The organism is Bradyrhizobium sp. HKCCYLRH3073 (assembly GCF_051167995.1).
Taxonomy (GTDB): Bacteria; Pseudomonadota; Alphaproteobacteria; order Rhizobiales; family Xanthobacteraceae; genus Bradyrhizobium.
The window spans coordinates 177,884-204,458 of the sequence record NZ_JBNPUD010000006.1; the positions used below are offsets into that span (position 1 = coordinate 177,884).

Annotated in this window: 25 protein-coding genes and 1 tRNA gene; 13 read left to right on the forward strand and 13 right to left on the reverse strand. The window is 66.7% G+C overall.

The annotated features are described in order from the left end of the window. Window positions 1-9: 9 nt before the first annotated feature. From ACQR1X_RS16585 to ACQR1X_RS16610, 6 genes are all read right to left on the reverse strand, one after another. A complete protein-coding gene (locus tag ACQR1X_RS16585) occupies window positions 10-1,173 on the reverse strand; it encodes a M20 aminoacylase family protein (protein ID WP_434899222.1) in 1,164 nt (387 codons plus the stop codon). Window positions 1,174-1,195: 22 nt separating this feature from the next. After that, window positions 1,196-2,695 (reverse strand): M81 family metallopeptidase, encoded by a 1,500-nt coding sequence (locus tag ACQR1X_RS16590; protein ID WP_434899223.1) that lies wholly within the window; start codon window positions 2,693-2,695, stop codon window positions 1,196-1,198. A 248-nt stretch (window positions 2,696-2,943) separates the two neighbouring features. Continuing rightward, the gene (locus tag ACQR1X_RS16595) at window positions 2,944-4,590 is read right to left on the reverse strand and encodes an ABC transporter ATP-binding protein (RefSeq protein ID WP_434846331.1); all 1,647 of its coding nucleotides are present in this window, start codon (window positions 4,588-4,590) and stop codon (window positions 2,944-2,946) included. Between the two features lie 133 nt (window positions 4,591-4,723). Continuing rightward, window positions 4,724-5,614: an ABC transporter permease gene (locus ACQR1X_RS16600; RefSeq protein ID WP_315801088.1), complete on the reverse strand. Its 891-nt coding sequence runs from the start codon at window positions 5,612-5,614 to the stop codon at window positions 4,724-4,726. A 12-nt stretch (window positions 5,615-5,626) separates the two neighbouring features. Then, complete coding sequence (locus ACQR1X_RS16605; protein WP_315801087.1) at window positions 5,627-6,568, reverse strand: ABC transporter permease; 942 nt, start codon at window positions 6,566-6,568, stop codon at window positions 5,627-5,629. Between the two features lie 391 nt (window positions 6,569-6,959). After that, window positions 6,960-8,090 carry a M20/M25/M40 family metallo-hydrolase gene (locus tag ACQR1X_RS16610; protein ID WP_316215986.1) on the reverse strand — a complete coding sequence of 377 codons (1,131 nt, stop codon included), beginning with the start codon at window positions 8,088-8,090 and terminating at the stop codon, window positions 6,960-6,962. Window positions 8,091-8,359: 269 nt separating this feature from the next. Between ACQR1X_RS16610 and ACQR1X_RS16615 the strand changes: the two genes are divergently transcribed. After that, a complete protein-coding gene (locus ACQR1X_RS16615; RefSeq protein ID WP_315801085.1) occupies window positions 8,360-9,973 on the forward strand; it encodes an ABC transporter substrate-binding protein in 1,614 nt (537 codons plus the stop codon). Window positions 9,974-10,071: 98 nt separating this feature from the next. Here the strand turns inward: ACQR1X_RS16615 and ACQR1X_RS16620 are convergent, their stop codons facing one another. Further along, on the reverse strand, window positions 10,072-10,212 hold the full coding sequence (locus ACQR1X_RS16620; protein ID WP_315801084.1) for a hypothetical protein: 141 nt from the start codon (window positions 10,210-10,212) through the stop codon (window positions 10,072-10,074). A 263-nt stretch (window positions 10,213-10,475) separates the two neighbouring features. Here ACQR1X_RS16620 and ACQR1X_RS16625 point away from each other — a divergent pair, with 263 nt between their 5' ends. Further along, window positions 10,476-12,086 carry an ABC transporter substrate-binding protein gene (locus ACQR1X_RS16625; RefSeq protein ID WP_434899224.1) on the forward strand — a complete coding sequence of 537 codons (1,611 nt, stop codon included), beginning with the start codon at window positions 10,476-10,478 and terminating at the stop codon, window positions 12,084-12,086. A 127-nt stretch (window positions 12,087-12,213) separates the two neighbouring features. On the opposite strand, the gene ACQR1X_RS16630 is transcribed toward ACQR1X_RS16625, so the two are convergent. Continuing rightward, window positions 12,214-13,617: a methyl-accepting chemotaxis protein gene (locus ACQR1X_RS16630; RefSeq protein ID WP_434899225.1), complete on the reverse strand. Its 1,404-nt coding sequence runs from the start codon at window positions 13,615-13,617 to the stop codon at window positions 12,214-12,216. 222 nt (window positions 13,618-13,839) lie between these two features. Here ACQR1X_RS16630 and ACQR1X_RS16635 point away from each other — a divergent pair, with 222 nt between their 5' ends. From ACQR1X_RS16635 to ACQR1X_RS16650, 4 genes are all read left to right on the forward strand, one after another. After that, entirely contained in the window at window positions 13,840-14,169 is a 330-nt protein-coding gene (locus tag ACQR1X_RS16635; protein ID WP_315801081.1) for an ArsR/SmtB family transcription factor, read from the forward strand. Next, the gene (locus ACQR1X_RS16640) at window positions 14,162-14,641 is read left to right on the forward strand and encodes an SRPBCC family protein (protein WP_434899226.1); all 480 of its coding nucleotides are present in this window, start codon (window positions 14,162-14,164) and stop codon (window positions 14,639-14,641) included. Before ACQR1X_RS16635 ends, ACQR1X_RS16640 begins: the two co-directional genes overlap by 8 nt. A 30-nt stretch (window positions 14,642-14,671) precedes the next feature. Then, window positions 14,672-15,331 (forward strand): glutathione S-transferase family protein, encoded by a 660-nt coding sequence (locus ACQR1X_RS16645; RefSeq protein WP_434899227.1) that lies wholly within the window; start codon window positions 14,672-14,674, stop codon window positions 15,329-15,331. Between the two features lie 231 nt (window positions 15,332-15,562). After that, window positions 15,563-16,288 (forward strand): Crp/Fnr family transcriptional regulator, encoded by a 726-nt coding sequence (locus ACQR1X_RS16650; protein WP_315801078.1) that lies wholly within the window; start codon window positions 15,563-15,565, stop codon window positions 16,286-16,288. A 36-nt stretch (window positions 16,289-16,324) separates the two neighbouring features. Here the strand turns inward: ACQR1X_RS16650 and ACQR1X_RS16655 are convergent. After that, window positions 16,325-16,411 (reverse strand) — tRNA-Leu (locus ACQR1X_RS16655). A 412-nt stretch (window positions 16,412-16,823) separates the two neighbouring features. On the opposite strand from ACQR1X_RS16655, the gene ACQR1X_RS16660 reads away from it, so the two are divergent. Then, complete coding sequence (locus tag ACQR1X_RS16660) at window positions 16,824-17,279, forward strand: hypothetical protein (RefSeq protein ID WP_434899228.1); 456 nt, start codon at window positions 16,824-16,826, stop codon at window positions 17,277-17,279. A gap of 15 nt (window positions 17,280-17,294) precedes the next feature. On the opposite strand, the gene ACQR1X_RS16665 is transcribed toward ACQR1X_RS16660, so the two are convergent. Together ACQR1X_RS16665 and ACQR1X_RS16670 are read right to left on the reverse strand one after the other, a co-directional pair. Next, window positions 17,295-18,494: an FAD-dependent monooxygenase gene (locus tag ACQR1X_RS16665; protein ID WP_434892395.1), complete on the reverse strand. Its 1,200-nt coding sequence runs from the start codon at window positions 18,492-18,494 to the stop codon at window positions 17,295-17,297. A 10-nt stretch (window positions 18,495-18,504) separates the two neighbouring features. After that, on the reverse strand, window positions 18,505-18,747 hold the full coding sequence (locus ACQR1X_RS16670) for a zinc-finger domain-containing protein (protein ID WP_315714692.1): 243 nt from the start codon (window positions 18,745-18,747) through the stop codon (window positions 18,505-18,507). Between the two features lie 292 nt (window positions 18,748-19,039). Here ACQR1X_RS16670 and ACQR1X_RS16675 point away from each other — a divergent pair, with 292 nt between their 5' ends. Together ACQR1X_RS16675 and ACQR1X_RS16680 are read left to right on the forward strand one after the other, a co-directional pair. Continuing rightward, a complete protein-coding gene (locus ACQR1X_RS16675; RefSeq protein WP_434899229.1) occupies window positions 19,040-20,191 on the forward strand; it encodes a hypothetical protein in 1,152 nt (383 codons plus the stop codon). Between the two features lie 147 nt (window positions 20,192-20,338). Beyond that, window positions 20,339-21,088: an alpha/beta fold hydrolase gene (locus tag ACQR1X_RS16680; RefSeq protein WP_434899230.1), complete on the forward strand. Its 750-nt coding sequence runs from the start codon at window positions 20,339-20,341 to the stop codon at window positions 21,086-21,088. Between the two features lie 109 nt (window positions 21,089-21,197). On the opposite strand, the gene ACQR1X_RS16685 is transcribed toward ACQR1X_RS16680, so the two are convergent. Further along, window positions 21,198-22,526 carry a hypothetical protein gene (locus ACQR1X_RS16685; protein WP_434899231.1) on the reverse strand — a complete coding sequence of 443 codons (1,329 nt, stop codon included), beginning with the start codon at window positions 22,524-22,526 and terminating at the stop codon, window positions 21,198-21,200. Between the two features lie 491 nt (window positions 22,527-23,017). Between ACQR1X_RS16685 and cysE the strand changes: the two genes are divergently transcribed. Together cysE and ACQR1X_RS16695 are read left to right on the forward strand one after the other, a co-directional pair. Further along, on the forward strand, window positions 23,018-23,848 hold the full coding sequence (gene cysE, locus ACQR1X_RS16690; RefSeq protein WP_434895352.1) for a serine O-acetyltransferase: 831 nt from the start codon (window positions 23,018-23,020) through the stop codon (window positions 23,846-23,848). A 277-nt stretch (window positions 23,849-24,125) separates the two neighbouring features. Further along, window positions 24,126-24,338: a DUF3126 family protein gene (locus ACQR1X_RS16695; protein ID WP_006611186.1), complete on the forward strand. Its 213-nt coding sequence runs from the start codon at window positions 24,126-24,128 to the stop codon at window positions 24,336-24,338. Between the two features lie 388 nt (window positions 24,339-24,726). Here ACQR1X_RS16695 and ACQR1X_RS16700 read toward each other — a convergent pair whose 3' ends face one another. Then, on the reverse strand, window positions 24,727-25,425 hold the full coding sequence (locus ACQR1X_RS16700; RefSeq protein WP_315801073.1) for a hypothetical protein: 699 nt from the start codon (window positions 25,423-25,425) through the stop codon (window positions 24,727-24,729). Window positions 25,426-25,621: 196 nt separating this feature from the next. On the opposite strand from ACQR1X_RS16700, the gene ACQR1X_RS16705 reads away from it, so the two are divergent. Together ACQR1X_RS16705 and ACQR1X_RS16710 are read left to right on the forward strand one after the other, a co-directional pair. Continuing rightward, entirely contained in the window at window positions 25,622-25,951 is a 330-nt protein-coding gene (locus ACQR1X_RS16705) for a DUF6949 family protein (protein ID WP_009027540.1), read from the forward strand. Window positions 25,952-26,034: 83 nt separating this feature from the next. Then, window positions 26,035-26,565: a gamma carbonic anhydrase family protein gene (locus tag ACQR1X_RS16710; RefSeq protein ID WP_315801072.1), complete on the forward strand. Its 531-nt coding sequence runs from the start codon at window positions 26,035-26,037 to the stop codon at window positions 26,563-26,565. Window positions 26,566-26,575: the final 10 nt, after the last annotated feature.

Here is a 26,575-nt window from a genome sequence, read left to right on the forward strand (position 1 = left end):
TCAGTCGCGCTAGGCTGCCTTAAGGCGCGTCTCGATGATGCGGGCGAACATGCTGGCGCCGATCGGCAGGATCTTGTCGTCGAGCACGTAGCCGGGATTGTGCACCGGCACCGAGCCGTCATGGCCGACCCAGAAATAGGCGCCCGGGATGGTCTGCAGCATGTCGGCGAAATCCTCGCTGCCCATCTTCGGCGTCGAGCGGGTCAGCACCTTGGACGGCTCGACCACGGTGCGCGCGACTTCCTCGACCACCTGGGACTGCTCCTCCTGGTTCACCAGGACGCTGAACGTGTCACGGATGTCGACATCGATCTCGCAATTGAACGCCGCCGCCATGCCGGCGCAGATCGCGCGCATGCGCTCGCGCACCAGCGCACGCACGGGGTCCGAGAACGCGCGCACGGTGCCGCACAGCCAGGCATCGCCGGGAATGACGTTGTAGGCCGAGCCGGCATGGATCTGGGTGATCGAGACCACGGCGGCCTGCAGCGGCTCGACGTTGCGGCTGACGATGGTCTGGATCGCCTGGGCCACGCTGGTGGCAATCACCACCGCGTCCTTGGAGCGCTCGGGCATCGCGCCGTGGGCGCCGTAGCCGGAGATCCGGATGTCGAAGAAGTCGGCGCCGGCCATTGCGGGACCGGGCAGGATCGCGATCTCGCCGTGCTCCAGGTCCGGCGCGTTGTGCAGGCCGTAGAGTTCGTCGCAGGGAAACTTCTGGAACAGGCCGTCCTTGATCATCGCGCGTGCGCCGCCGAGTCCTTCCTCCGCCGGCTGGAAGATGAAGTGCACGGTGCCGTCGAAGTTGCGGGTCTCGGCGAGATAGCGCGCCGTGCCGAGCAGCATCGTGGTGTGGCCGTCATGGCCGCAGCCGTGGAAGCGGCCGGGGATGGTCGAGCGCCACGGCAGGTTGGTGTTCTCCTCCATCGGCAGCGCATCCATGTCGGCGCGCAGGCCGATCTTCCTGCCGCTGTCACCCTTGCCCTTGAGCACGCCGATCACCCCGGTGCCGCCGAGACCGCGATGCACCTCGATGCCCCATTGCGCGAGCTTCTCGGCGACGATGCCGGAGGTGCGCGTCTCCTCGAAGCCGATCTCGGGATGGGCGTGCAGGTCGCGGCGGATGGCGGTGAGCTCGTCGGCGTAACCTTGGATGCGATCGATGGTCGGCATGGGTGCGTTTCCGTTGAGAGGTTTATGCTTTGAACGCCGGGCCGTTCGGCTTGAGGCGGATGCCCGGACGCAAGCTGGTCCAGGGCAGGGTGGAGGGATCGGCGGGCATCGCGCCGGGCGCGGCGCAGATCAGGAGATGTTCGGCGATCGGTTCGAAATCGGCGCGGAAATGCACCGAGCTCTTGTTGACGAGAATGGCCTGTTCGGTCGGCTCGATGCCGACGAAGCGATACATTTCCTGGTCGGCGAGCTGGGACTTGTGCGAGGCCACCACGACCCTGACGTCGCCGATGCGCAGTGCCGCGGACGGTCCCATCTCCATCTTGCGGCCGCCATAGAACGGGCCGGGCGCGACGAAACGGCCGTCGGAAATCTTCTCGACGATGAAGCTTTCCTCGAACGGCGCATCGCCGGGAATACCGCTCTTGCCGCCGAGCGGCAGCGTCACGGTGGCGCCCTCGCCGGCGGCATGGGCGGCGAGCGCCGCCTGCGGATCGTAGATCATGCCGATCGCGGCACGGCTGGCGCGGTTGCGCACCAGCGCGCGCAGCATGCCGGTGGTGTCGGAGTCGCCGCCGGCGCCGGGATTGTCCTGGGTGTCGGCGATCACGATCGGGCGCGTCGCCGTCTTCGCCAGCGTCATGGCATGGCGTACGCCGTCATCGGGCGCGTAGATGCGGCCGTCGAAATCATCCTCGTGGCCGGTGACGATCGCCGCGATCGCATCCGCCGCGGCATCCGCGTCGGCCTGCGTACGGCCGTAGGCGAACACGCTCGGGCCGCAATGGGCGAAATCGGCGGCGGGAAAGCCGGGCGCGAACGACAGCGTCGGCACCGCCTCGCTCTGCAGCGCCGCGAGCTTCTCGTAGATGCCCTTGGTCGGCTGGTCGTTGGTGCACTGCCAGCTGATCGGGATCAGGAACGGCAACTGCCGGAACGCCTTGGCAAGCGGCTCTTTCGTCCGCAGCAGCAGCGCGAGATGCTCCGCCGACGCGCGTCCGGTGTCGGCCATGTCGGTGTGCGGATATTTGCGATAGGCGATCAGCGCATCCGCATGCGCCATCATCTCGGGCGTGACGTTGGCGTGCAGGTCGAGGCTCGCGACCAGCGGCACGTGCGGGCCGATCACCTTGCGGACGCGGGCGAGGATCTCGCCTTCGCCGTCGTCGAGATGCTCGGTCACCATCGCGCCGTGCAGATCGAGATAGACGCCGTCGAGCGGCCCGGCAGCCCTGATGCGATCGACCATCGTGGTCGTGATGCGCTCGAACGCATCCCGGGTGACATGTGCGGAGGGGCTCGCCGCACAGGCGATGGTGGGAACGATCTTCCAGCCGTTCGCTTCCGCGACCGCGATGAAGCCGGCCTGGCCGGCATTGATGCCGCGCATCGTCGTGAGCACGGAGGTCGCATCAACGATCGAGCCGCGGCCGCCGCCATGCATGAACGCGTCGTAGTCCGCTTTCGTCGGAGCGAATGTATTGGTCTCGTGCAGGAAGCCGCCGATCGCGACGCGCGTCATTACTTCGCCTCAGGCCGTTGAACGTATGATGACGTTAGACCCGGGTTCGCGGCCCACGCAAGCGATGGAGCGATGCCGTTTTGCATGCCGCTAACGCGTAGCCCGGATGAGCGGACGCCTGCGCCCGAAGGGCGAAGGCGGGAGCGACATCCGGGTTCATCGCCGCAGTTCGTGAGATCCCGCATGTCGCTGGCACCGCCGCGCGTTCCGCGCGCCGGCTTTCGCTCATGCGGGCTACGGCAGCGCTGCTACGCCACCGCTTCCGCCACCGGCCGGAAGTTGGCAAAGTCCCAGTTCCGTCCGGGGGCCGCTTCGAGCAGGGACCTGGTATAGGCCTCCTTCGGATGCGTCAGGATCTCGCCGGCCGGGCCCTGTTCGACGATGCGGCCCTTCTGCATCACGACGACGTCGTCGCAGATCTGCGCGGCAACGCGCAGATCATGCGTGATGAACAGGATCGCGATCCCGAGCCGGCGCTGGATCTCGTCGAGCAGCTCCAGCACCTGCGCCTGCACCGACACGTCCAGTGCAGAGACGGCTTCGTCCGCCACCAGCACGTCCGGATCGAGCGCGAGTGCGCGGGCGATCGCGATGCGCTGGCGCTGGCCGCCGGAGAACTGGTGCGGATAGCGCGAGATCGCGTCCGCGGGCAGCCCGACCAGCTCGAGCAGCTCGCGCGCCCGCGCCATCGCCTTGTCGTGCGACGTGCCGTAGTTGACGGGCCCCTCGGCGATGCTCTCGCCGACGGTGAGGCGCGGGTTGAGTGAGCGGTAGGGATCCTGGAACACGATCTGGATGCGCTTGCGGTGCGGCTGCAGCAGCCGCCGCGTCAGGATCGAGATCTCGTGGCCGGCAAGGCGGACGCCGCCGGAGGTCGGATCGATCAGCCGGACGATGCAGCGGGCCACCGTCGACTTGCCGGAGCCGCTTTCGCCGACGATGCCGAGCGTGCGGCCCTTGCGCAGGGTGAGCGTGACGTTCTGCGCAGCGACGACCTCGCGCGCTTTGCCGAGGAACGAACGCTCGCGATAGACCTTGCCGAGCTCGTTGGTCTCCAGCACTACCGGCTCGGTGCTGTCAGGCCGGGGCGGGCGCGGGATCAGGCTGGGCACGGAGGCCAGCAGGTTGCGCGTGTAGTCCATCTCGGGCGCGCGCAGGATCTTGTCGAGCGCGCCGGTCTCGACCAGGCGCCCCTGGCGCATCACCGCGACGCGGTCGGCGATCTCGGCGACCACGCCCATGTCGTGGGTGATGAACAGCACCGCCGTGCCGTGATCGCGCTGCAGCTCGCGGATCAGCGACAGGATCTGCTTCTGCGTGGTGACGTCGAGCGCGGTGGTCGGCTCGTCGGCGATCAGCAGCTTCGGCTCGAGCACCAGCGCCATCGCGATCATGATGCGCTGGCGCTGGCCGCCGGACAGGCGATGGGGATAGGAGCCGAAGATTCGCTCGACGTCGGGCAGGTGGACCTGCTCCATCATGTCGAGGATGCGCTTGCGCCGCGCCCGTGCATCGAGCGACGTATGCGCGCGCAGCACCTCGTCGATCTGGCGGCCGACCGGCACGACCGGATTGAGCGCGGTCATCGGCTCCTGAAAGATCATCGCCATCCGGGTGGCACGCAGCTCACGCAGCCGGCGATCGGTCGCGGTGAGCAGCTCTTCGCCGACCAGCTTGACGCTGCCGCCGACGGCATGCAGCGCGTTCTTCGGCAGAAGGCCCATCGTGGTCAGCGAGGTCACGGACTTGCCGGAGCCGCTCTCGCCGACGACGCAGAGCGTCTCGCCTTTCTCGACCTTGATCGAGACGCCGTCGATGATGCGCGGGCCGTTCGGGTTCTTCGTCTTGCCGACGGTGACGACGAGATTGTCGATGTCGAGGATGGTGTCGGTCATTAGGTCAGGTCTCCGCCGTCATTGCGAGGAGCGAAGCGACGAAGCAATCCAGAGTCGCGGGCGTGGCCCTGGATTGCTTCGCTTCGCTCGCAATGACGAAAAGTGAGATGATCATCTGGGCTAAGCGGTGCCGTCACTTGCCGGCCTCGCGCTGCTTCATGCGCGGGTCGAGCGCGTCGCGGGCGGCGTCGCCGATCAGGTTGATCGAGAGGATGGCAATCGAGAGCAGCAGGCCCGGCCAGAAGATCAGCGACGGCTTGATCTGGAAGTAGGAGCGGCCCTCGGCCATGATGTTGCCCCAGGTCGGCGTCTCCGGGCTGATGCCGGCGCCGAGGAACGACAGGATCGCCTCGGTGAGAATCGCGGCGGCGCAGATGTAGGTGCCCTGGACGATCAGCGGCGCGATCGTGTTCGGCATCAGGTGCCGCCACATGATCTTGGGCATCGACGTGCCCAATGAAATCGCGGCCTCGACATAGGGCTCCTCGCGCGCGGTCAGCACGACGGAGCGGACGAGGCGAGCGACGCGCGGGATCTCGACGATGGTGATCGCGATCATCACGGTGCCGACGCTGGCGCCGGACAGCGACACCACGGCGATGGCGAGCAGGATGCTCGGGATCGCCATCAGGCCGTCCATCACCCGCATCATGATGGCGTCGACCCAGCGGAAGAAGCCGGAGACGAGGCCGATCACCAGGCCGATCGCGATCGAGATGATCGCCGCGCCGACGCCGACCAGAAGCGAGATGCGGCCGCCATAGATCGTGCGCGACAACAGGTCGCGGCCGTAGGCGTCGGTGCCGAGCAGATATTGCGCGCTCGACGGCTTGAGCCGCTGCGCCGGCGCGAGCAGCACCGGGTCGTGCGGCGCCAGCAGCGGCGCCAGGATCGAGATGATCACGATCAGCGACAGGCACACCGTGGCCACGGCGATGATCGGGGTCGAGGTCAGAAAGCCGAACCGGGGCCCGAGTCGCGTGGTGACCGGGATCGACGGCTCAGGAGTGGTGACGATTGCCATCGGAACAGGGCCTCAGTAGCGGATGCGGGGATCGAGCAGGGTGTAGGCGAGGTCGATCAGCAGATTGACCGCGAGATAGATGAAGGAGGTCAGAAGGATCATGCCCTGGATGACCGGATAGTCGCGCGCCAGCACGGCGTCGACGGTGAGGCGGCCGATGCCCGGCAGGTTGAACACGCTCTCGGTGACCACGACGCCGGAGATCAGCAGCGCGAAGCCGGAGCCGATCACGGTGATGACGGGCACCGCCGCATTGCGCAGCGCGTGCCGCAGCAGCACCGCGATCTCGCTGACGCCCTTGGCGCGGGCGGTGCGCACGAAGTCCTCGCCGAGCACATCGAGCATCGCGGCGCGCGTCATGCGCGCGATCAGTGCGACGTAGATGAAGGACAAGGCGCAGGTCGGCAGGATGATGCGCTCGAAGAACGGGCCGAAGCCAGCGCTGAGACTCTTGAAGCCCTGAACGGGGACCCAGCGCAGGTTGATCGCGAACACCTGGATCAGGATGTAGCCGATGACGAACACCGGCACCGAGAAGCCGATCACCGAGAGCGCCATCACGAAACGATCGATCCAGGTGCCGTGCTTCCAGGCCGCGATGACGCCGAGCGGGACGGCGACGAGGATCGACAGGATGATGGTCGAGATCGCGACCGAGATCGACGGCTCGATGCGCTGGCCGATCATCTGCAGCACCGGCACCTTCGAGATCAGCGAGACGCCGAGATCGCCATGCAGCAGCTGATTGATCCAGGTGAAGAACTGGATGTAGAGCGGCTCGTGCAGACCGAGCGTGATGCGGATGCGCTCGAGCTGCTCCGGAGTCGCGTTGTCGCCGGCGAGAATCGCGGCGGGATCGCCCGGCGTCAGCCGCAGCAGGAGAAAGACGAACAGCGCCACCACGCCCATCACGGGGATGGACGCGAGGATGCGGCGAAGCAGATAACCGATCATCTTGAGAGAACCGCCTTCATGGTGCTGGGGCGACGCGCGCAACGTCGTGAGAGAGTGTGCATGTCACCGATGTCCATCGCTTTCAAGGTCTCCGATGTGCGCTCGCCCGCTCCTGCGCGCAGGATGACACGGTGTTCGTGATCCGCGCGAACCATCGCATTTGCGAACAATGTCGCAGCACTTTTGCGGCGAACCTTCTCGGAAACTTTGCAAGCCGCATGCCATCATGCGCGCGCTGCGGAGTGATTGTCCACTCGCCCCGCGCAGGTCCCGGAAAATGAAACCGTGCTGCTGCGCAGCGTAGCCCGGGCGAGCGCAGCGACCGCGCCGACGAGCGGGACCCGCATGTCGCTGACGCTCATGCGGGCTGCGCGCCGTCGCGTGCCGCGATCTAGTCGAGCGTCGCGAGCAATCCCGCCATCAGGCGGCCGCGCTCGGCGAGGCTGTCGATCTCGATGTGCTCGTTCAGAGTGTGCATGTCGGTGCCGCGCACCCCTAGGCCGTCGAGGGTTGGAATGCCGAGCGCGCCAGTGAAATTGCCATCCGAGCCGCCGCCTGCCGAGCCGTGCGGCAGCGACAGGCCGAGCTGCTCGGCGATGCCGCGCGCCTTGTCGTACAGCGCCATGGTTCCGGAATCCGGCTCCCACACCGGCCGCGTCACGCCGCGCGTCACCTTGAAGGTCACGTCGTCGGTGGTGCCGGACAGGGCCAGCATGCGCTCCACGCCGCGATCGAGGTCGGCCTGCCGTTTCGCCATGCTGAGCGCTTCGCCGGTGGCGGTGGTGGCGACGCAGTTGACCCACTGGCCGCCATGCACGATGCCCACCGAGAAGGTGCAGTCCTCGGTCGTCATGCCGTCGATGGCGAGGATCTGTCGCGCCATTTCCCGGATCGCGGAACGGCCCGCGCCGAGCCGTGCGCCGGCATGGCTCGGACGTCCGATCGCCTCGAGATTGAAGCGGGCGATGGCATAGCGGCCGGTCACCACGCCATTGTCCTGACGGCCCGGCTCGGGCACCAGCACGTATTTGTTGCGCTGCGCCTCGGCTTCGATGATGTCGCGGGTCGAGGGCGTGCCGACCTCCTCGTCAGGCGTGAACAGGACGGTGATCGGCAGCGGCGTGGCGATGGACGCCTTGCTCAACTGGCGGATCGCTTCCAGCGAGAGATAGTTGCCGCCTTTCATGTCGCAGATGCCGGGCCCGTAGCATCGGTTGCCCTCGCGGCGCCACGGCAGCTTGGCCAGCGTGCCGACGGGGTGAACGGTATCCATGTGGCCGGCGATCAGGATGCCCGGCTCACCCTGCCGCGGGTGCGGGAAGCGGGCGCGCACGCAGCCGGCGAAGCCCTGGCGTCCGGCGATGCGCTCGATCGTCGCACCCATGATCGCCATGTCGCGCGCGGCAAGATCCAGCATGCGCTCCACCGCGGCGGCGTCCCAGGTCGGACTTTCGCATTCGACCCAGCCGCGCAAGCCCTGCAGCATGATGTCGGTATCGAAGGGAAGATGGGCTGGATTCATTTGTGCTCTCTCAAGGCTTTGTCGCGATCTCATGACACGAGACGGAGTTGCGCACGCCTTGTAAAGCGAAAGCTATGCAGACGTTAACGGCATTCTCAGCCCAGGGCCGCATGCGCTGAATGCGGATTGACGCGAAAGGCGACCTCTGCAACTGTCGAAAGCTCGCGACTTACAGCATGTTAGTTCGCACAAGGATTGATCTGCACGCCCAACGAATGGTCTGGATCTGATCAGTTTCAGGTCAAACCATCCACTCAGGAGACCTCGTAATGTTCCACAGCCCGCGCTGGAAACGTCTGACGCTCGCGACGAGCCTCGCCGTTTCCATGCTTTCGCTCTCGACGGCGCTGAGCACCCAGGCCATCGCAGCCGGCAAGAAGACGATCACGGCGGTGATGCATTCGGATCTGCGCGTCATCGATCCCGGATTCACGACGGCCTACATCACCCGTGACCATGGCTACATGGTCTACGACACGCTGCTGGCGACCGATTCGAATTTCAAGGTCCAGCCGCAGATGGCGGATTGGAAGATCTCCGACGACAAGCTGACCTACACCTTCACCCTGCGCGACGGCCTGAAATGGCATGACGGCACGCCGGTGACCGCCGAGGACTGCGTCGCCTCGCTGAAGCGCTGGGGCCGCAACGACGGCATGGGCCAGAAGCTGATGGACTTCACGGCGAGCCTTGAGGCTGCGGATGCCAAGACCATCGTGCTCAAGTTGAAGGAGCCCTATGGACTCGTCCTGGAGTCGATCGCCAAGCCGTCCTCGCTGGTGCCGTTCATGATGCCGAAGCGTCTCGCCGAGACGCCGGCGGGCCAGCAGATTCCCGAGCAGATCGGCTCGGGCCCGTTCAAATTCGTCAAGGCGGAATTCCAGCCGGGCGTGAAGGCGGTGTACGAGAAGAACACCGACTACGTGCCGCGCAAGGAGCCGGCGAGCTGGACGTCCGGCGGCAAGGTGGTGAAGGTCGACCGCGTCGAGTGGATCACGATGCCGGATGCGCAGACCGCGGTGAACGCGCTGCAGTCAGGCGACATCGACTTCATGGAGAACCTTCCCTACGACATGCTGCCGGTGCTGGAGGCGAACTCCGAGCTCAAGATCGACGTGCTGAACAAGTTCGGCTTCCAGACGCTCGGCCGCATGAACTTCCTCAACCCGCCGTTCGACAACGTGAAGGTGCGCCGCGCGGCCTTCCTCGCGCTGAACCAGAAGGACGTGCTCGACGCGCTGGTCGGCAATGAGAAGTATCAGAAGATCTGCGGCGCCGTGTTCGTGTGCGGCACGCCGCTCGAGACCGACGTCGGCGCCGAGACGCTGATCAAGGGCAACGGCATGGCGGAAGCCAAGAAGGCGCTTGCCGAGTCCGGCTATGACGGCACGCCGATCGCGATCATGGCGCCGGGCGACGTCACCACCCTGAAGGCGCAGCCCGTGGTGGCGGCGCAACTGTTGCGCGAGGCCGGTTTCAAGGTCGACCTGCAGGCCACCGACTGGCAGACCGTGGTGACGCGGCGCGCCAGCCAGAAACCTGTGAAGGAGGGCGGCTGGAACATGTTCTTCACCAACTGGGTCGGCGCCGACGTCGCCAATCCCGTGGTGAACGTCTCGGTCGGCGGCCGCGGCACAAAGGGCGGCTGGTTCGGCTGGGCCGAGGATGCCGAGATCGAGAAGCTGCGCGACGCCTATGCGCGATCGTCCTCGCTCGACGAGCAGAAGAAGATCGCCACCGAGATCCAGAAGCTGAACTACGAGAAGGTGATCTACATCCCGCTCGGCCAGTATCTGGTACCGAGCGGCTGGCGCAAGTCGCTGAGCGGCGTGCTCGACGGCCCGGCGACGCCGCTGTTCTGGAACGTCGACAAGAGCGAGTAGGCGGCGAACGCACTCGTGATGCAAACAAAGACGCGGCGAAGTGGAAACTTCGCCGCGTCTCTTTTTTGTTCCCGCATTCGCCCGTGCGTGAGCGCCCTTCAGCAGTGCGGATCGCGCACCGCTTCGAGACCCTCGACCATCAAGGGCGGGCTGATCTGATCCTGGGACGGGTTCTTCTCGGTGCGGATCGGCATGGCCGGACGTCGGCTGTCCCGCGGTTTGGTGACTTCATTCGGCATCATCAGGCTCCTTGCTGCTGCGCATAACAGACCGGGAGCCGCCGAGTTCCAGATGGCGGGACGTGATCGACGCAATCGCGATATGTGCATCCGCGTGATGCGGCGACCCATGCGCCCATGGCGATTGACCTGCGAGGGAACTGCTGCAAGTCTCCTCGCCGAGACTGTTTGCTGAAGCGTTTGCAGACGCGACGCAGGACGCCTCGTCAGGCCTTGATCGGTGTCAGGGCCCCCGGATGGAAGCTCACGCCAAGAGAGATCGCATGTCACATACTCCGCGCCGGACCGCATCCGCGCTCGTTTCATGGTTCGTCGCTTCGGTCATGGCCGTGTCGATGGCGGGCGTCACGACCGAGGCCTTCGCCGGCAAGAAGACGATCACGGCGGTGATGCATTCGGACCTGCGCGTGATCGATCCCGTGTTCACGCCGGCCTACATCACACGCGACCACGGCTACATGGTGTACGACACCCTGCTCGGGACGGACGCCAAGTTTCAGGTCCAGCCGCAGATGGCGGACTGGAAGGTCTCCGACGACAAGCTGACCTACACCTTCACCCTGCGCGACGGCCTGAAGTGGCACGACGGCACTGATGTCACCGCCGAGGACTGCGTCGCCTCGCTGAGGCGCTGGAGCCGCAACGACAGCATGGGCCAGAAGCTGATGGAGGCGACCGCCTCGCTCGAGGCCACCGACGCCAAGACCATCACCTTGAAGCTGAAGCAGCCGTACGGCCTGGTGCTGGAGTCCATCGGCAAGCCGTCGTCCTACGTACCGTTCATGATGCCGAAGCGTCTCGCCGAGACGCCCGCGAACCAGCAGATCTCGGAGCAGATCGGCTCCGGACCGTTCAAGTTCGTCAAGGTGGAATTCCAGCCGGGCGTGAAGGCGGTCTATGAGAAGAACACCGACTACGTACCGCGCAAGGAGCCGCCGAGCTGGACGGCCGGCGGCAAGGTGGTGAAGGTCGATCGCGTCGAGTGGGTCTCGATGCCCGATGCGCAGACGGCCGTCAACGCGCTGCAGGCCGGTGACATCGACTTCATGGAATTCCCGCCGCTCGACCTCGAGCCGGTGCTCGCCGGCAATCCCGATCTGTCGATGAACGTGCTGAACAAGTTCGGCTACCAGACCCTGGGACGCATGAACTTCCTGTTTCCGCCGTTCGACAACGTGAAGATCCGCCGTGCGGCGTTCCTGGCGCTGAACCAGAAGGACGTGCTCGACGCGCTGGTCGGCAACGCCAAGTACTACACGATCTGCGGCGCCGTGTTCGGCTGCGGCACGCCGCTCGAATCCGACGTCGGCTCGGAGACGCTGGTGAAGGGCAACGGCATGGAGCAGGCCAAGAAGCTGCTGGCCGAGGCCGGCTATGACGGCACGCCCGTCGTGATCCTCGCGCCGGGCGATGCGATCACCCTGAAGGCGCAGCCGGTGGTCGCTGCGCAGCTCCTGCGCGCCGCCGGGTTCAAGGTCGATCTGCAGACGACGGACTGGCAGACCGTGGTGACGCGGCGTGCCAGCCAGAAGTCGCCGAAGGAGGGCGGCTGGAACATGTTCTTCACCAACTCGGTGATCGCCGACTCCGGCAATCCGATCGGCAGCACCTTCGTCGGCGCGCGCGGCCAGAAGAGCCCGTTCGGCTGGCCCGACGATCCCAAGATGGAGGAGCTGCGCGACGCCTTCGCCAAGGCCACCAAGCCGGAGGACCAGAAGCGGATCGCCGCCCAGATTCAGCAGGAGGTCTACGATCAGGTGATCTACGTGCCGCTCGGCCAATGGTTCATGCCGAGCGCCTGGCGCAAGTCGATCACCGGCGTGCTGGAAGGGCAGGCCGTGCCGGTGTTCTGGAACGTCGAGAAGAGCGAGTAGCGGAGGTCGTGTAGCCCGCATGAGCGCAGCGACATGCGGGTTCGCCACCGCCGTGCGTGAGATGCGTAGCCCGGATGTCGCTGCGCTCATCCGGGCTACGCATCTCACGCGGAACGACGATCTTCAATCACGCCTTGATCTGGTCCAGCGCCGCCAGCACCTCGCTGGATGCGACCTCGACCCGGCCGATCTCATTGAGCGCTTCCTCGATGTGCCCTGAGCTGAACAGCCGCGCCGCTTCCTTGCCGTGGCGGTGCACCGCCTCGTGCGGGCGCTCGAGGTTGCGGAATGCCGGATCTCCGGCCAGGCGCTGGCCGCCTTCGCCATAGTACCATTTGCCGAGCCGGCACGTGTGATGATCGGAGAGCTCGTCGGCGCGCAGTTGCAGCCGGCCGACCGACATGTCGACCAGCCGCTTTTTCCAGATCACGTGGTCGGCCTTGGCCAGTCTCACCACCTGGTGGTCCAGCGAAAGCTTGGCGATCTCGCCCAGCATCTTGCCGACCTTCGCGTCCGTCTTGCCCATGGTGTCCGCGAGCGACATCACCTCGTTGGCATTGGCGGTCGCGAGATCGGCGATGATGGTGATGCCCTGTGCGACCTCGTCGGTCGCGGCGGACTGCTCGGCGAGAATGCCGGAGATTTCGTCCATCTTGGTGCTGACCACCGCGGTCCGGGTGCCGGCCTGATCGATCGCCTGCGCCAGATCGTCCATCTCGGACATGCCGACCTCGACCGCCTTGGCGCCGCCGGCCATGGCCTCGACGATGCCGCTCATCTCGCCCTGCAGCCGCTCGATGCGGCCCTTGATGTCCTCCGTCGCCTTGGTCGTCTGCTGCGACAGGTTCTTGACCTCGGCCGCAACGACGGCGAAGCCGCGTCCGAACTCGCCGGCGCGCGCCGCCTCGATGGTGGCATTGAGCGCCAGCAGGTTGGTCTGGTTGGCGATCGCGTCGATGGTGCCGACGATGGATCCGATCTCGGCGGAGGCGGCGCTGAGATCGGCGATCTTTGCCGAGGTGTCGCGCACGGAGCTGGCGATGCCGTTCATCGTCTGCAACGTCCGCCGCACCGCGGTCACGCTGTCCTCGACGGCCTGGCGGGTCGCGGCGGCCTCGGCTGCAGCCTGGGTCGACGTCGCCCGGATGGTGTGCACGGAGGCCTGCATCTCCACCGAGGCCGAAGCGAGGCTCTGGCAGCGCTCGGATTGATTGTTGGAGGCGCCGATCAGGCGCGCCGCGCTGATCGAGGCTTCGTTGCTGTTGATGCAGAGGTCGACGATGGAATCCAGGTCCTGGGAGGCGCGGGTGGCCAGCGCGATGCCCAGGCGATGGATGGCCTCGATCAGTTGCGGCTTGAGCCTGGCACGTAGCGCGGTAGCGTCGACATCAGCGACATCGCGGTTGAGCCTGCCGTCCGCCCAGTCGCCCAGGCACCGCGCCAGCGTGTCCTGGAAGGCGTCGTGTGCGTCCGTGTCGGGGGCGGGCGGGGCATCCGACGGTTCGTTCTTTCGGCTGCGGAATCCCAGCATCGTGCCTCTCATTGATGGCGAGCCCCGGCTGGCCTCGGAACGTCGCACGCAGGTGATCGACTCGGAACGCCGGCAGCCGTTGGTTCCACCGTGGTTCGGTTGTGGTTAACGGCGGGTTTCTCCCTGCAACCGGCGGTGGCGAGATCTGCTGGATCAGACTCTCGTGTTCCGCGTCGAGCCGGCATCCTTGACAGTTTGGTAAGTATTGGCTTACAGTAAGTCATGACTTACGAAGTGGCGCTGAACGTTTTGGCGGACCCGACGCGGCGGGAGGTGTTCGAGCGGCTGCGCGGCGGGCCGCGCCCGGTCCACGCGATTGCGGCGGGAATGCCGGTGTCGCGGCCGGCCGTCTCGCAGCATCTGAAGGTGCTGAAGGATGCCGGCCTGGTCGAGGAACGCAGCGAGGGGGTGCGGCGCATCTACGCTTTGCGCCGTGAGGGGTTGGCCGAGCTGCGCGACTGGCTCGACAGCTTCTGGGACGACGCGCTGCTCGCCTTCAAGATCGAGGCGGAGCGCACGCATCGGCAGACGAAAGGGAGGATCGATGAGTGAGGGTGCCGTGATTGCGCCGGTCCGGAAGCTTGTCCATGTCCGGGCGCCGATCGATCATGCCTTCGACGTGTTCACGCGCGGCCTGACGCGCTGGTGGCCGCATACGCATGGGGTTGGCCGCAAGCCGATCGAGAAGGTGCTGCTGGAGCCGAAGCTCGGCGGCCACTGGCTCGAGATCGCCGAGGACGGCACGGCGACCACGGTCGCGACGATCACGCTGTGGGAGCCGCCGCATCGCTTCATCATGCTGTGGCAGGTCGATGCGCAGTGGAAGCCGGATGCCGCGATGCGCTCGGAGGTCGACGTGCAGTTCGTGGCCGAGGGCCCGGACGCGACCCGGGTCGAACTGCTGCACCACAAGTTCGAGACCATGGGCAGCGAGGCCGGCGCATCGATGCGCCGCGACGTCGACGGCGGCTGGCCGGGGCTGCTGCAGTGCTTCGTGGCCGAGGCCGAGCGGCCGCCGGTGTGAGAAGTTCATCATCAGCGTGGGGAGATCGTGATGTCCGAGTTCGTCGTCCATTCCGTGCCGGGAAGCCCGTTTGGGCGCAGCGTGCTGATCGCGCTGGAGGAGAAAGGCGTTCCGTATCGGCTCGCGGCGATGGCGCCGGGGGACTCCAAGACTGCGGCGCATCTGGCGCGTCATCCCTTCGGGCGCGTGCCGGCGCTCGCGCATGACGGCTTCGTGTTGTACGAGACCCAGGCGATCCTGCGCTATCTCGACCGCGTGCTGCCCGAGCCGGCCCTGACGCCCGTGGATGTCCGGAAGGCCGCGCGCATGGACCAGGTGATGAACATCAGCGACTGGTACCTGTTCCAGGGCGTATGCAACGTCATCCTCTTCCAGCGCATCGTCGGTCCGCAATTCTTCGGCACGACCACCGACGAAGCTGCGATCGCGCGCGCGATGCCGCAGGCGAGGGCGGTCATCGCCGAGTTGTCGCGGCTGCTCGGCGAGCAGCCGTTCATGGTCGGCGATCATCTGTCGCTGGCCGATCTGCAGGCCGCGCCGCAGGCGAGCTTCCTGTCGCTGACGCCGGAATGGGCGGAGCTGACCGCCGGCCATCCCAATCTCGTCGCGTGGATCGAGCGGCTGGAGGCGCGGCCGAGCTTCAAGTCCACCACCATGGCGGAGCTGACGGCGCGAGCGCAGGCGGCGTAGGCCAAGCGGCGTCGATCATGCTTCGGGTGTCGCGCTGCGACGGCCGTCGGGACGGATGGGCGACTTTCAGCCGCATGATTAATCCAGGTTATATCGCTGCGGACCGGTTCCATTTTAGCTGCGACGCAGGTCGAAGGCTTCGGCATCCGCCGCCCCCGATCGACCGCCACAGCGTCCCGATGACCGGATGACGAATCCGGGTCGGCGGGACGGAAGCGCGCGCACCCCTTGATGCTGCGATCAGAACCCGATCTCGCCGGCTGCTGCGTCTCCTGCACCCACGTCGATTCCGGATTCTGTGCCGCGCTGTTCAGGGCCTGCCGGGCGCAGTCGGCGCTGCCGCGGCTCAATCAGCAGTTCTTCAGCGTCCGGGCCGGCCAGCAGATCAAATGCCAGAGCGAGGCGCGCGACGACGTGCTCGTGCTCTGCAGCGGCTGGGCATTCCGTTACATCCAGTTGTCGGATGGCGGCCGCCAGATCCTGCGCTTCCTGCTGCCGGGCGACATCTTCTCGCCGGCGGCGATCTTCGCCAAAGGCATGAGCTTTTCGGCCAAGGCCTTGACCCAGGTCCAGGTCAGCCGGCTCGATGGCGAGGAGGTCCGCAAGCAGTGCCGTGCCGACGAGCTGGTCATGATGGAGGTGTTCCGCTCGCTCGGCGACAACGGCCGGGCCTCCTACGAGCTCATCACCGTACTCGGCCAGCGTCCGGCCGAGCGCCGGATCGCGCATCTGCTGCTCAGCCTGATGCGGCGGGTCGCGGTGGACGGCGTGGTCCAGCACCACCGCTATCCGTTTCCCTTGAAGCAGCAGCACATCGCCGACGCCGTCGGCGTGACCTCGGTCCATGTCAGCCGCGTGCTCGCGCTGTTTCGCGATCGCAAGATCCTGACGATCGCGGAGGGCAGGCTGGAGGTCACCGATCTCGCCGAGCTGGAGCGGCTGGCGGCGCTGAACTGAGCCGGGCAGGGCAGTCGAGCGAGGCGTGCACAGGGCTGGTGCGGACGGTGGGACTCGAACCCACACGACGTTGCCATCGAGGGATTTTAAGTCCCTTGCGTCTACCGATTCCGCCACGTCCGCGCTTTGATCTTGGAGACCTGACGCATCATCCGGCGACGCCGGACGAGTTGCACTTTGACTCCAAAGCTCATCCTCTGCTTAAGCCAGCGCGAGCGCCTTGGTAAAGCCTCAATCCGGCCGTCACCAGCTGCTTTGAGATTGCCTTGGCGCTGAAGCGCTTTGTCAGGTCTGGGATCATCTGGTGCAAGACATGGACGAAGCGGCCGTTGTAAGGCACGGACCCATCACGAGAAAACGATTCGGATCCGCATGCCTTGCGGACCAGTCGTCGGGCGAGGTGAGCGTGACGAATCCGAAGACCATCGCAGAGGCGAACGCTGCCGCCGTTCGGGCCGATGTCCGCGGCCGATCGGCCCAAGATCGAGCCCAAGATCGACCCCATGGCTCGCGGCCGCTGCACGATCGGGGCTGCATGACCAGCGATCGGCTTCGCGTCGCGCTGGCCGCGGGACTGCTCGGGGTGGGATCGCTGCTGTCGGGCTGCGCCGGCATGAGCGACAGTGTGTCGACCGCCTTCGCGGATCCGGCCAAGTACGAGCTCTATGACTGCAAGCAGCTCGAGGCCGAGCGCAAGGCGCTCGCCGGGCGCGCGGCCGAGCTGCAGGGCCTGATGGCCAAGGCGGAGACCGGAGCCGGCGGCGCGGTGGTGGCCGAGGTCGCCTATCGCAACGACTATATCGCGATCCGAGGCCAGACCCAGTTCGCCGAAGAGGCCTGGCGCCGCAACAAGTGCCAGGAAACTCCGGCGCCGCAGCCGGCGGCCGCCAAGCCTGGGAGGCCGGTCAAGCCGGCGGCGCGGCCCATGCGGCCAATGGCCTCCGGTGCGGGCACGCCGTCGACCCTGCCGCGGGATGGCTCGGTCTACTGAGACGGCGCTCTCCGCCTACGGCCGCCAGTCGTAGATCCAGCTCTGCCGCGCCGACAAGCGCTGCGGGCCGAGCGCCTTGATGCTGAGATCGCGGGCCAGCGCCAGCGGTCCGGTCATGTGATAGAGCCGGCCCTGGTTGCGCGCGGTGCGCTGCACCTGGCCGACGCGCGGGCGGCGCAGCTTGGCGTAGCGTTTCAGCGCAGCCGGGATCGCGCCGGGACCGTCCGGGCGCGCCTCGCTCAGGCTCTTGGCCAGCACCACCGCATCCTCGATCGCCATTCCCGCGCCTTGCGCCGCAAACGGCAGCATGGCGTGCGCGGCGTCGCCGAGCAGCGCGACGCTGCCCTCGGTCCATTCGATGCCTTCGGGGACGCCGAACAACGCCCATTTGCGCCAGCCGTCGACCGCATTGAGCAGCAGCCGCGCCGTCGCCGGCCAGCGCGGCGGCGCGAACGCCGCCTTCAGCTCGCCCGGATCGCCCTCCGTGCTCCAGCCCGGCCGGTTCCAGGTGCCCGGTACCACCGCAACCACATTGACCTGCCGGCCAGCCGAGATCGGATAGGCGACGAGATGGGCCGCGGGACCCATCCAGAGCTGCACCCGCGCGGCGGTCAGTTCGCGCGGCAATTGCCGGGCGTCGAGCGTGCCGCGCCAGGCGATCAGGCCGGAGAACGCGGCGCGGACCTGCGGAAACAGATGGTGCCGGACCGTCGACCACACGCCGTCGGCGCCGATCAGCGCCAGCGCCACGTCCTGGCGGCGCTCATTGCCGCGGCGATGCACCACGGTGAGGCCCTTGGCGTGGGCGACGACGTCCTCGAACTGGCAGCCGAGCCGCAGCTCGACGTCCGGATGCGCCATCACCTCCGCGGCCAGCGCCGCCTGCAGGTCGGCGCGGTGGATCACCCAATAGGGTGCGCCCGCTGCCCGGCTCGCGGCCTCGCCGAGCGGCAGGCGGGCGATCTCGCCGCCGGCCCGCGCGCTCATGATGCTGACGGCGTCCGGCACCACCGCGCGCGCGGTCAGCCGCGGCCCGAGGCCGAGGTCGAGCAGGATCCGGCTGGCATTGGGCGACAGCTGCAGGCCGGCGCCGACCTCCTCGAGCCGTTCGGCCTTCTCCAGCACGACGACGCGGAAGCCCTTGGTGGCGAGCGCGAGCGCGGCCGTCAGGCCGCCGATCCCGGCTCCCGCCACATAGACGGTACGCGATGCCACGACACGCCGATCAGGCGACGTCCTTCAGCACGCATTCCGGGGGCCGCGCCTCGCCGGCGGCGAGGTCCGGCGCATAGCGGTACAGCGTCGAGCAATACGGGCAGATGATCTCCTTGTCGTTGCCGAGATCGAGGAACACGTGCGGATGATCGAACGGCGGATTGGCGCCCACGCACATGAACTCATGCGAGCCGATCTCGATGACGGGGACACCGGCATCGTTGTTGAAATGCGGGACGATGTTATCGGCCATCGGTATTACCTCGCGTGGCAACGGGAGCGTATGCGGTCAGCACGACGGAACAGGACGGGACTGAGGTCGCACGGCCGCACGCGTCGAAAACGGCGCGACCATACTGAGCCTTGATGCCAATTCCTAGTGCTGGGAACCCGCGTTTGATGCAACGCACGCCGTTATGTTGTGGCTTGTGGATTCGACACAAACTCAGGGCCGCCGAGAAGCCCTTCTTTCGTCGAGGCCGTTGTGTCAGGCACGGAAATTACTATGTCTCTTCGCATCGTTCCCGCGAAAACGTGAAGGCGGCGTGATCTCGAAGCGAATCAAGCTGGGACTCAGTCTGGCGCTGGCCGGGCTTGCCGTCAGCGCCGCGGTCGGCGCTGCGGTGTGGCCGCACGCCTATGGGGCCGGAGCCATCATGGCGGCGCAGGATGATCCGGCGCGGCTGTCGGAGCTTCAGGTCGCCTCGGTGCTGCAGACCGATCCGGCGCGCATCACCAGCGGCATCAAGGATGCGCTCGAAGCGGGCGATCCGGATCTCGCCGAGAGCTTCGTTGCGCTCGCGCGGGATCATCAGGTGGCACTCGACGACACGCTGGTGCAACGCGTGAGCGACGCGGCGGCCGCCGAGAAGGCGCCGGCCAGCGTTGCCAAGCGGTTCGCGACCGGGCTCGTCACCGGCCAGGCCGACGATGTCGCCAGCCTGTCCGGCACCGTGGCGGGCGATCTCTTCGTGTTCGGCGACATCCGCGACGCGGTGCGCGAGGGCAAGCATCTGGTGATGGGCGAGGAGACCGACCGCCTGGTGCTGGGCCTGGCCGCGGCCGGCCTTGCCGTCACTGCCGCGACCTATGCCTCGGCCGGCACCGCCGCGCCGGTGCGGGCAGGGCTGACGCTGGTCAAGGATGCGCGAAAGGTCGGCCGGCTCGGCGAGGGGCTCGCCGCCTGGGCTGGACGCTCGGCGCGCGAGGTGGTCGATGCGCCGCTGTTGCAGCAGGCGGTGGCGTCGGGCTCGGTGCTTCGTCCCGGCCAGACCGCGACCGCGATCCGGGCGGCGTTCCGCGCCGAGAAGGCCGGGGCGCTGGTGCGGCTCGCCAAGGATGTCGGCCGCATCACCGAAAAGGCCGGCACGCGTGGCGCGCTGGATTCGCTCAAGCTCGCCGAAGGGCCGAAGGACATCGCCCGCGCGGCCCGGCTCGCCGAGGCCAAGGGCGGGCAGACGCGGGCGATCCTGAAGCTGCTCGGCCGCGGCGCGCTGCTGCTGACCGCGGGGGCATTCAATCTCGCGCTCTGGCTGTTCGGCGCGCTGATGACGCTGCTCAGCTTCGTCGCATCGCTGAAGGCGATGACCGAGCGGGCCACCCAGGCCTGGCTCGACCGGAGCCGGCGGCGCCGCCTGCGCCGGATGCAGGCCGCGTCCGCCGCTCCCGAACTGGCCGCAACCGCGTCCTGCGGCTAGAGCATGATCCGGAAAAGTGGAAGCCGGTTTTCCGAAAAGATCATGCTCAAACAAAGGGATAAGATCATGATGCGATTCCGTGGAATCGCATCATGATCTAGACTTCGTCCGACCAGCTTCACTCCAGCGTTCCGGGATTCGCGACCGATGCCGAGCTTTCACAACGGCGCCGTTGAAATTGCCTTCATCGATGAGGGGGAGGGCGATCCGATCGTGCTCGTCCATGGCTTTGCGTCGAGCAAGAACGTCAACTGGGTCTACCCGGCCTGGACCTCCGAGCTGCGCAAGGACGGCCGCCGAGTGATCGCGCTCGACAATCGCGGCCATGGCGATTCGGGCAAGCTGTACGACCCCGCGCTGTATTCGATCGCGGCGATGGCGAGCGACGTCACGGCGCTGATGGATCATCTCGGCCTCGCCAGCGCCGACGTGATGGGCTACTCGCTCGGCGGCCGCATCGCCGCACATATCGCGCTGACCGCGCCCGAGCGGCTGCGTTCGGCGATCTTCGGTGGCATCGGCATGGCGATGATCGAAGGCGGCGGTCCCGGCGAGAACGTCGCTATTGCGCTCGAGGCGCCCTCGATCGACGACGTGACCGATCCCGTGGGGCGGACCTTCCGCGCCTTCGCCGACCAGACCCGCTCGGACCGCCTCGCGCTGGCCGCCTGCATGCGCGGCTCGCGCGGCCTGATCTCGCGCGACGACGCCGGCCGCATCACGGTGCCGGTGCTGGTGGCCGTGGGCACGGCCGACGAGGTGTCGGGCTCGGGTCCGGCGCTCGGCGCGCTCATCCCCGGTGCCGAAGTGCTCGACATCCCCAATCGCGATCACATGCGCGCGGTCGGCGACAAGGTCTACAAGGCCGGGGTGATCGACTTTCTGGCACGGCGCTGAAGCCATAGCCCGGGCGAGCGCAGCGACCCCGGGTTTTCCGAGCGGCGCGTGTGAACCCGCGTGTCGCTCCCGCCTTCGCCCTCTGGGCTTCGGCTGCCGCTCAAGCAGGCTACGGGAGGCGTTCCGTCGAGCCGTCCACGCGCTCGCCGCTGAACCACCTCGCCGCCGCAATCAGCGCCGTGAAGGTGGCGATCCACACCATCCGCGCGCCGTAACGGTCATGTGGGCCGGAGATGACGCCGCAGATCAGGGCGTTGCCCAGCAGCGCCAGGGTCACGGTGCTGGCGAGCAAAGCCACATCGTCGCGCCACCGGCGCCAGATCGCGTGCGCCGCGATCGCCGCCGCCGCCAGCATCGAGGCCAGCGCGACCGGCACGTGCAGCCAGTTGACGTCGGCGAAATTGATGTCCCAATGCTGCTGGTGCGCGGCGCGCATTTGCCTCGTCTGCGACGGGATGTAGCGCTCGATGATGCCGTAGGTATGCGGCAGCCAGCCATTGGTGCCTTCGCCGGTCGCCACATGCGCCAACTGCTCGGCGGTAGCGACCGCGGCGGCCTTGGCCTGCCACAGCGGATAGGCCGCGAGCGACCGCTTCACGATGAAGCCCATCTCGTCGTTCATGCCCTCGAAACGGCCGAGCTTGTCGAACATGCTGTGGCCCCACAGGAAGTCGTCGGCGGTGGGCGGCAGCTCGTTGCGATAGGGGCAGAGCTTCAGCTTCTCGCGGGCGCAATGGTCCTTCAGATATTGCGCCACGATGCCGTCCTGGAGCATGCGGCCGAAGGCGACCCCGGTGCCGCCCGGCGTCCACGCGAACTGGCCGGACAGGGCAAAGTTGGCTGCGAGCAGCATCGCCGCACCCGCGACGATCGTCATGCTGGCCTGGACCAGGCCGGAGAGCGCGATCTGCCGGCGCAGCCAGGGATAGCCGATCCAGCCGGCGCAGCACAGGCCGAACAGCACGCCGAGCGTGGCGCTGTGGGTGGCGGAGGCGAAGGCCACGAAGCCGAACAGCGCGCATCTTTCCAGCATGGAGATCCGGCGTGCGTGCGCGACCATGATGTAGAGCGCCAGCACCGACAGGCCGGCGAAGATGTCGGTCAGCAGCATGCTGGCGAGCCAGGGCAGGGCGGTGGTCAGGATCAGCAGCAGGCCGATCCAGAGCAGGCGCAGCGGCTGGGCCAGCCCCAGCACGCGCAAGGTGAGCTGCAGGATCCAGAGCGTCGCCAGCGCCTGCAGGCCGAGATTGAGCCAGAAGCTCGAGCCTTCGCCAAAATGCAGATAGAGCCCGAACACGGTCGAGCGGCTCGGCACCAGATAGCCTTCGTACCAGCGCGCGAGATAGCCCCCGGTGTCCCACTGCAGCAGCGGGTAGCCGTTCCATAGCGCCGGCGCGACGAGGAAGAGCGGGATGACGATGACGGGGAGCCAGGCCAATCCGGCCTCGGTTGCGCGTTCGTCCAGGATCTGAGTGTTACTGATACCCGTGTCCCCCGATCAGGAGCACCGTGGCCGAAATATGGTCAGGGCGATATTCACTAGTAGACGCAGAGCGATGGATGGTAAAGCCGCTCCCGTGATCGAACGGGGGAATGGCCGGCCTTCTGTCCCCGGGTGGTTCCTTTTTGCCGCAGCCGCCGGTATCCGTCCCTTCCGCCCTCCCGCAGAGTGCCCAGGTGCCGGAACCGATTGCTTCCCCGAGGCCCACCTTGATTTCGGGTTCCTGCTGCCCACTTTGAACCGACGCGGTGCCGAATGGCATGGCGGCGCAACCGGGACGTCATCGGCGGGACGTAAAATGTCTCAATCCCGTGTTTTCTGGGAGGCAGGCTGGCTGGAATGGATCGCCGGCCTCGCGCCTCCTGCAGAGGACATCGTTCCATGCGCCGTGCTATAAGTCCCGCCCACTGAAACTGCGAGAAGCAGCCATGGCTATGCATCAGACCAATCCGCAGCAGGGCAGCAAGCTGGCGACGCTTGATCCGATCTGGGATCGGATCCGCCACGAGGCAGAAGAGATCGTGCGCCGCGAGCCCGAGCTCGCGACCTTCATCTATTCAACCGTCCTGCACCACGGCCGGCTCGAGGATTCGGTCGTGCACCGCGTCGCCGACCGTCTCGATCATTCCGCGCTGTCGGGCGACCTGATCCGCCAGACCTTCAACGACGCGCTGCGCGCCGAGCCGGACCTCGGCCATGCGTTCCGCGCCGATCTCGTCGCCGTCTACGATCGCGATCCCGCCACCTCGCGCTTCATCGATCCGCTGCTCTACTTCAAGGGCTTCCACGCGCTGCAGACGCACCGGCTGGCGCATTGGCTGTTTCGCAACAGCCGCAAGGATTTCGCGTTCTATCTGCAGAGCCGCTCCTCGGCCGTGTTCCAGACCGACATCAATCCGGCGGCGCGCATCGGCCGCGGCATCTTCCTCGATCACGCCACCGGCTTCGTCTGCGGCGAGACGGCCATCATCGAGGACAACGTCTCGATTCTGCATGGCGTGACGCTCGGTGGCACCGGCAAGGAGAACGAGGATCGGCACCCCAAGATTCGTCATGGCGTGCTGATCGGCGCCGGCGCCAAGGTGCTCGGCAACATCGAGGTCGGTCATTGCGCGCGCATTGCTGCCGGCTCGGTCGTCGTGAAGCCGGTGCCGAACAACGTCACCGTCGCAGGCGTGCCGGCGAAGATCGTCGGCGAGGCCGGTTGTGCGGAGCCGTCGCGCACCATGGATCAGATGATCAACGCGATCGGGATCTGAGCCGCGACCGCCTCCGTCGACAGCGAAGTCAAGACCTTCTCATCCAGGGAAATTCGTGCCAACACATCGGCGTCTGTGGATTTGACGATCCGCCGTTTGTCTTGAGTTTGTCTTGGCGGAATGAATGTGAGATCCACGGCGTCCCTTTCAGTGCGTTCGACATCGCCGCTCGTCTTGCCTCGATCCTTGGGCCGGAATGTCGAAGTCATAAGGACACGGACGTTCGCGCTGTAGCGTCCGCATCATCTGCAAACCTCGCTGTCGATTGGAGATCACCGTGGACGTTCAGGAAGTCAGGAAGCTCGACGCGTATCTGAAGCGCGTGTTCGGCAATCCCAAGATCCGTGTGGTGCCGCGGCCGAAGAAGGAAGACTCCGCCGAAGTCTATATCGGCGAAGAGTTCATCGGCGTTCTGTTCGTCGACGACGAGGACGACGACCGCTCGTTCCAATTCCAGATGGCGATCCTGGAAGACGATCTGGTGGAGTAGATCCTCTCGCCACGCTTGAGAATGCACGATCAGGCGCGGTGCCAGTGAATGCGCCCTCTCCCCTTGTGGGAGAGGGCGACGCCGGCCTATCAATGGGCTCGCTTGAGGGGTCTCTCTCCGCCAGCGGCGCTCGTCGCGAGATACCCCTCACCCAAGTGCGTTTGCCGCTCTGTCCTCCATGCCGTCTCCCACAAGGGGAGAGGGCGCATTCACGAGAACCTCGCCAAGGTGTCGACGCTCATCCGCCGACCGTCAACTCCCTGGGGGGAGCGTGTGAGTAAGTAGAACGGCGCGCATCGCGTAGCCCGCATGAGCGTAAGCGACATGCGGGGTCACACGTTGTGCCGGAGAACCCGGATGTCGCTGCGCTCATCCGGGCTACGACCAACTACTTCACCGCATGCATCTGCGCCGTCAGCCGCTCCATGGCCGCGGCGACGTCCTGCCACTGTGACAGCCAGCCGCGCGGAAACCTGAAGGTCAGATCCGCGCCTTCGACGCGGCGTTCGCTGAGGCACATGCCCGGCGTGGCGGCATCACGCGTGCAGCGGGCGACCAGCACAGGCTGCTCGGCCGTGAACAGATCCTCCATGTCGTACGCTGTGCCCGCGCGGAAGCTTCGCATGCTCAATCCGTCCTGCACCGGCACGGCAGCCGGATTGAGATAGCGCGGATAGATCGTCTTCAGTCGCGTCTCCGGCGACATCGCGTCGTGATGTGCCGATATCGAGACGAAGATGCGATCGATCGGGTGCGGCGCCTGGTCGATCTGGTCGGCGCTGACGTGATGCAGCGCCTCGGGCGGGGTGAGCGAGGGATATTCGAAGCCGAGATCGACGCGCTCCTGCGGCCCCGTATGGCGCTGGATCTTCACCCGGATGGCGGCCGCCGGCACGTTGAACACGGTGCCGCCGATGCTGACCGGCAGGCGTTCGGGCCCCTTGAAGGTGCTGGCGCGCCAGGTGGGCCAGAGCAGGTAGGCGACGAGGGCGACTGCGGCCGCCGTCAGCACGCAGCCCAGGATGATCGGCACGGCGTGGCCATGTCCGTTCGAAGGGCGGGCACTGCGGACCGAAAACATCGTCATGGCGGGCAGGGGATCTCAAGGACCGAATCAGCGCCGACTATGCCACGGCGATGCGGCATTCTGCAGAAACTTACCTGCAGGGAGCCGCGCACCGGCCGCGGCCGCCATTAACCCTTCCTTAAGGATAATGTGGCGGGTGCGGTCGCTTTTTGCCAAACCAGCATCGGGCAGTTTTGCAAGTGTGTGAGTGCGTACGATGTCGGCAGAGGCGTTCAATTCCCTGTTCTCGCTCCTCATCGGTTTCGCCTTGGCCGGCGCCTTGGCGAGCGGCTACCAGGCCTATGCCGAACGTCCGCCGGGCTTCGAGCTGCTGCAGGAGGGCGTCACGCCCCGGCGGTTCGCCGCGGTGCCATTCCTGGTGTTCGCCGCGCCTTTCATCATCATGCGCAACACGCTGCGCGGTGCCCGCATCGAGCGCCGTCGCTTCGAGTTCGTGATGCTGGCGACCGTGATCGCCGGCTTCTGGAGCATGATGTGCGGCACCTTCGTGGTGATGACGCTGCGCGCCGCGGGCGTGCTGGCCTAGTTCCCGTGCCGGGCGCCGCCGCGGCGCTTGCTTGAAATCGCTCCGGAGCCTGTGCCAAGGTCGCCTGCGAACGGGAGACCTCGATGGCCATCTACGAACTCGACGGGCAGGCGCCCGAGCTGCCGGCGGACGGCAACTACTACATTGCCGACAATGCCACCGTGATCGGTCGGGTGAAGCTCGCCAAGGAGGTCACGGTCTGGTTCGGCGCGGTGATCCGCGGCGACAATGACTGGATCGAGATCGGCGAGAGCTCCAACATCCAGGACAATGCCACCTGTCACGTCGATCCCGGCTTTCCGCTGCGCGTCGGCCGCAACGTCACCGTCGGCCACAACGTCATTCTGCACGGCTGCACGGTCGAGGATGACGCCCTGATCGGCATGGGCTCGATCATCATGAACGGCGCGCACATCCGCCGCGGCAGCGTCGTCGGCGCCGGCGCCATCATCACCGAGGGCAAGGATTTTCCGGAATACGCGCTGATCATCGGTGCGCCCGCGCGTGTCGTTCGCACGCTGGAGCCGGCGCAGGTCGAGCGCATGGGCATCGCGGCCAAGGCCTATGTCGCCAAGGGACCGCGCTACACCAAGGGTCTGAAGAAGATCGGCTGACATCACGGCC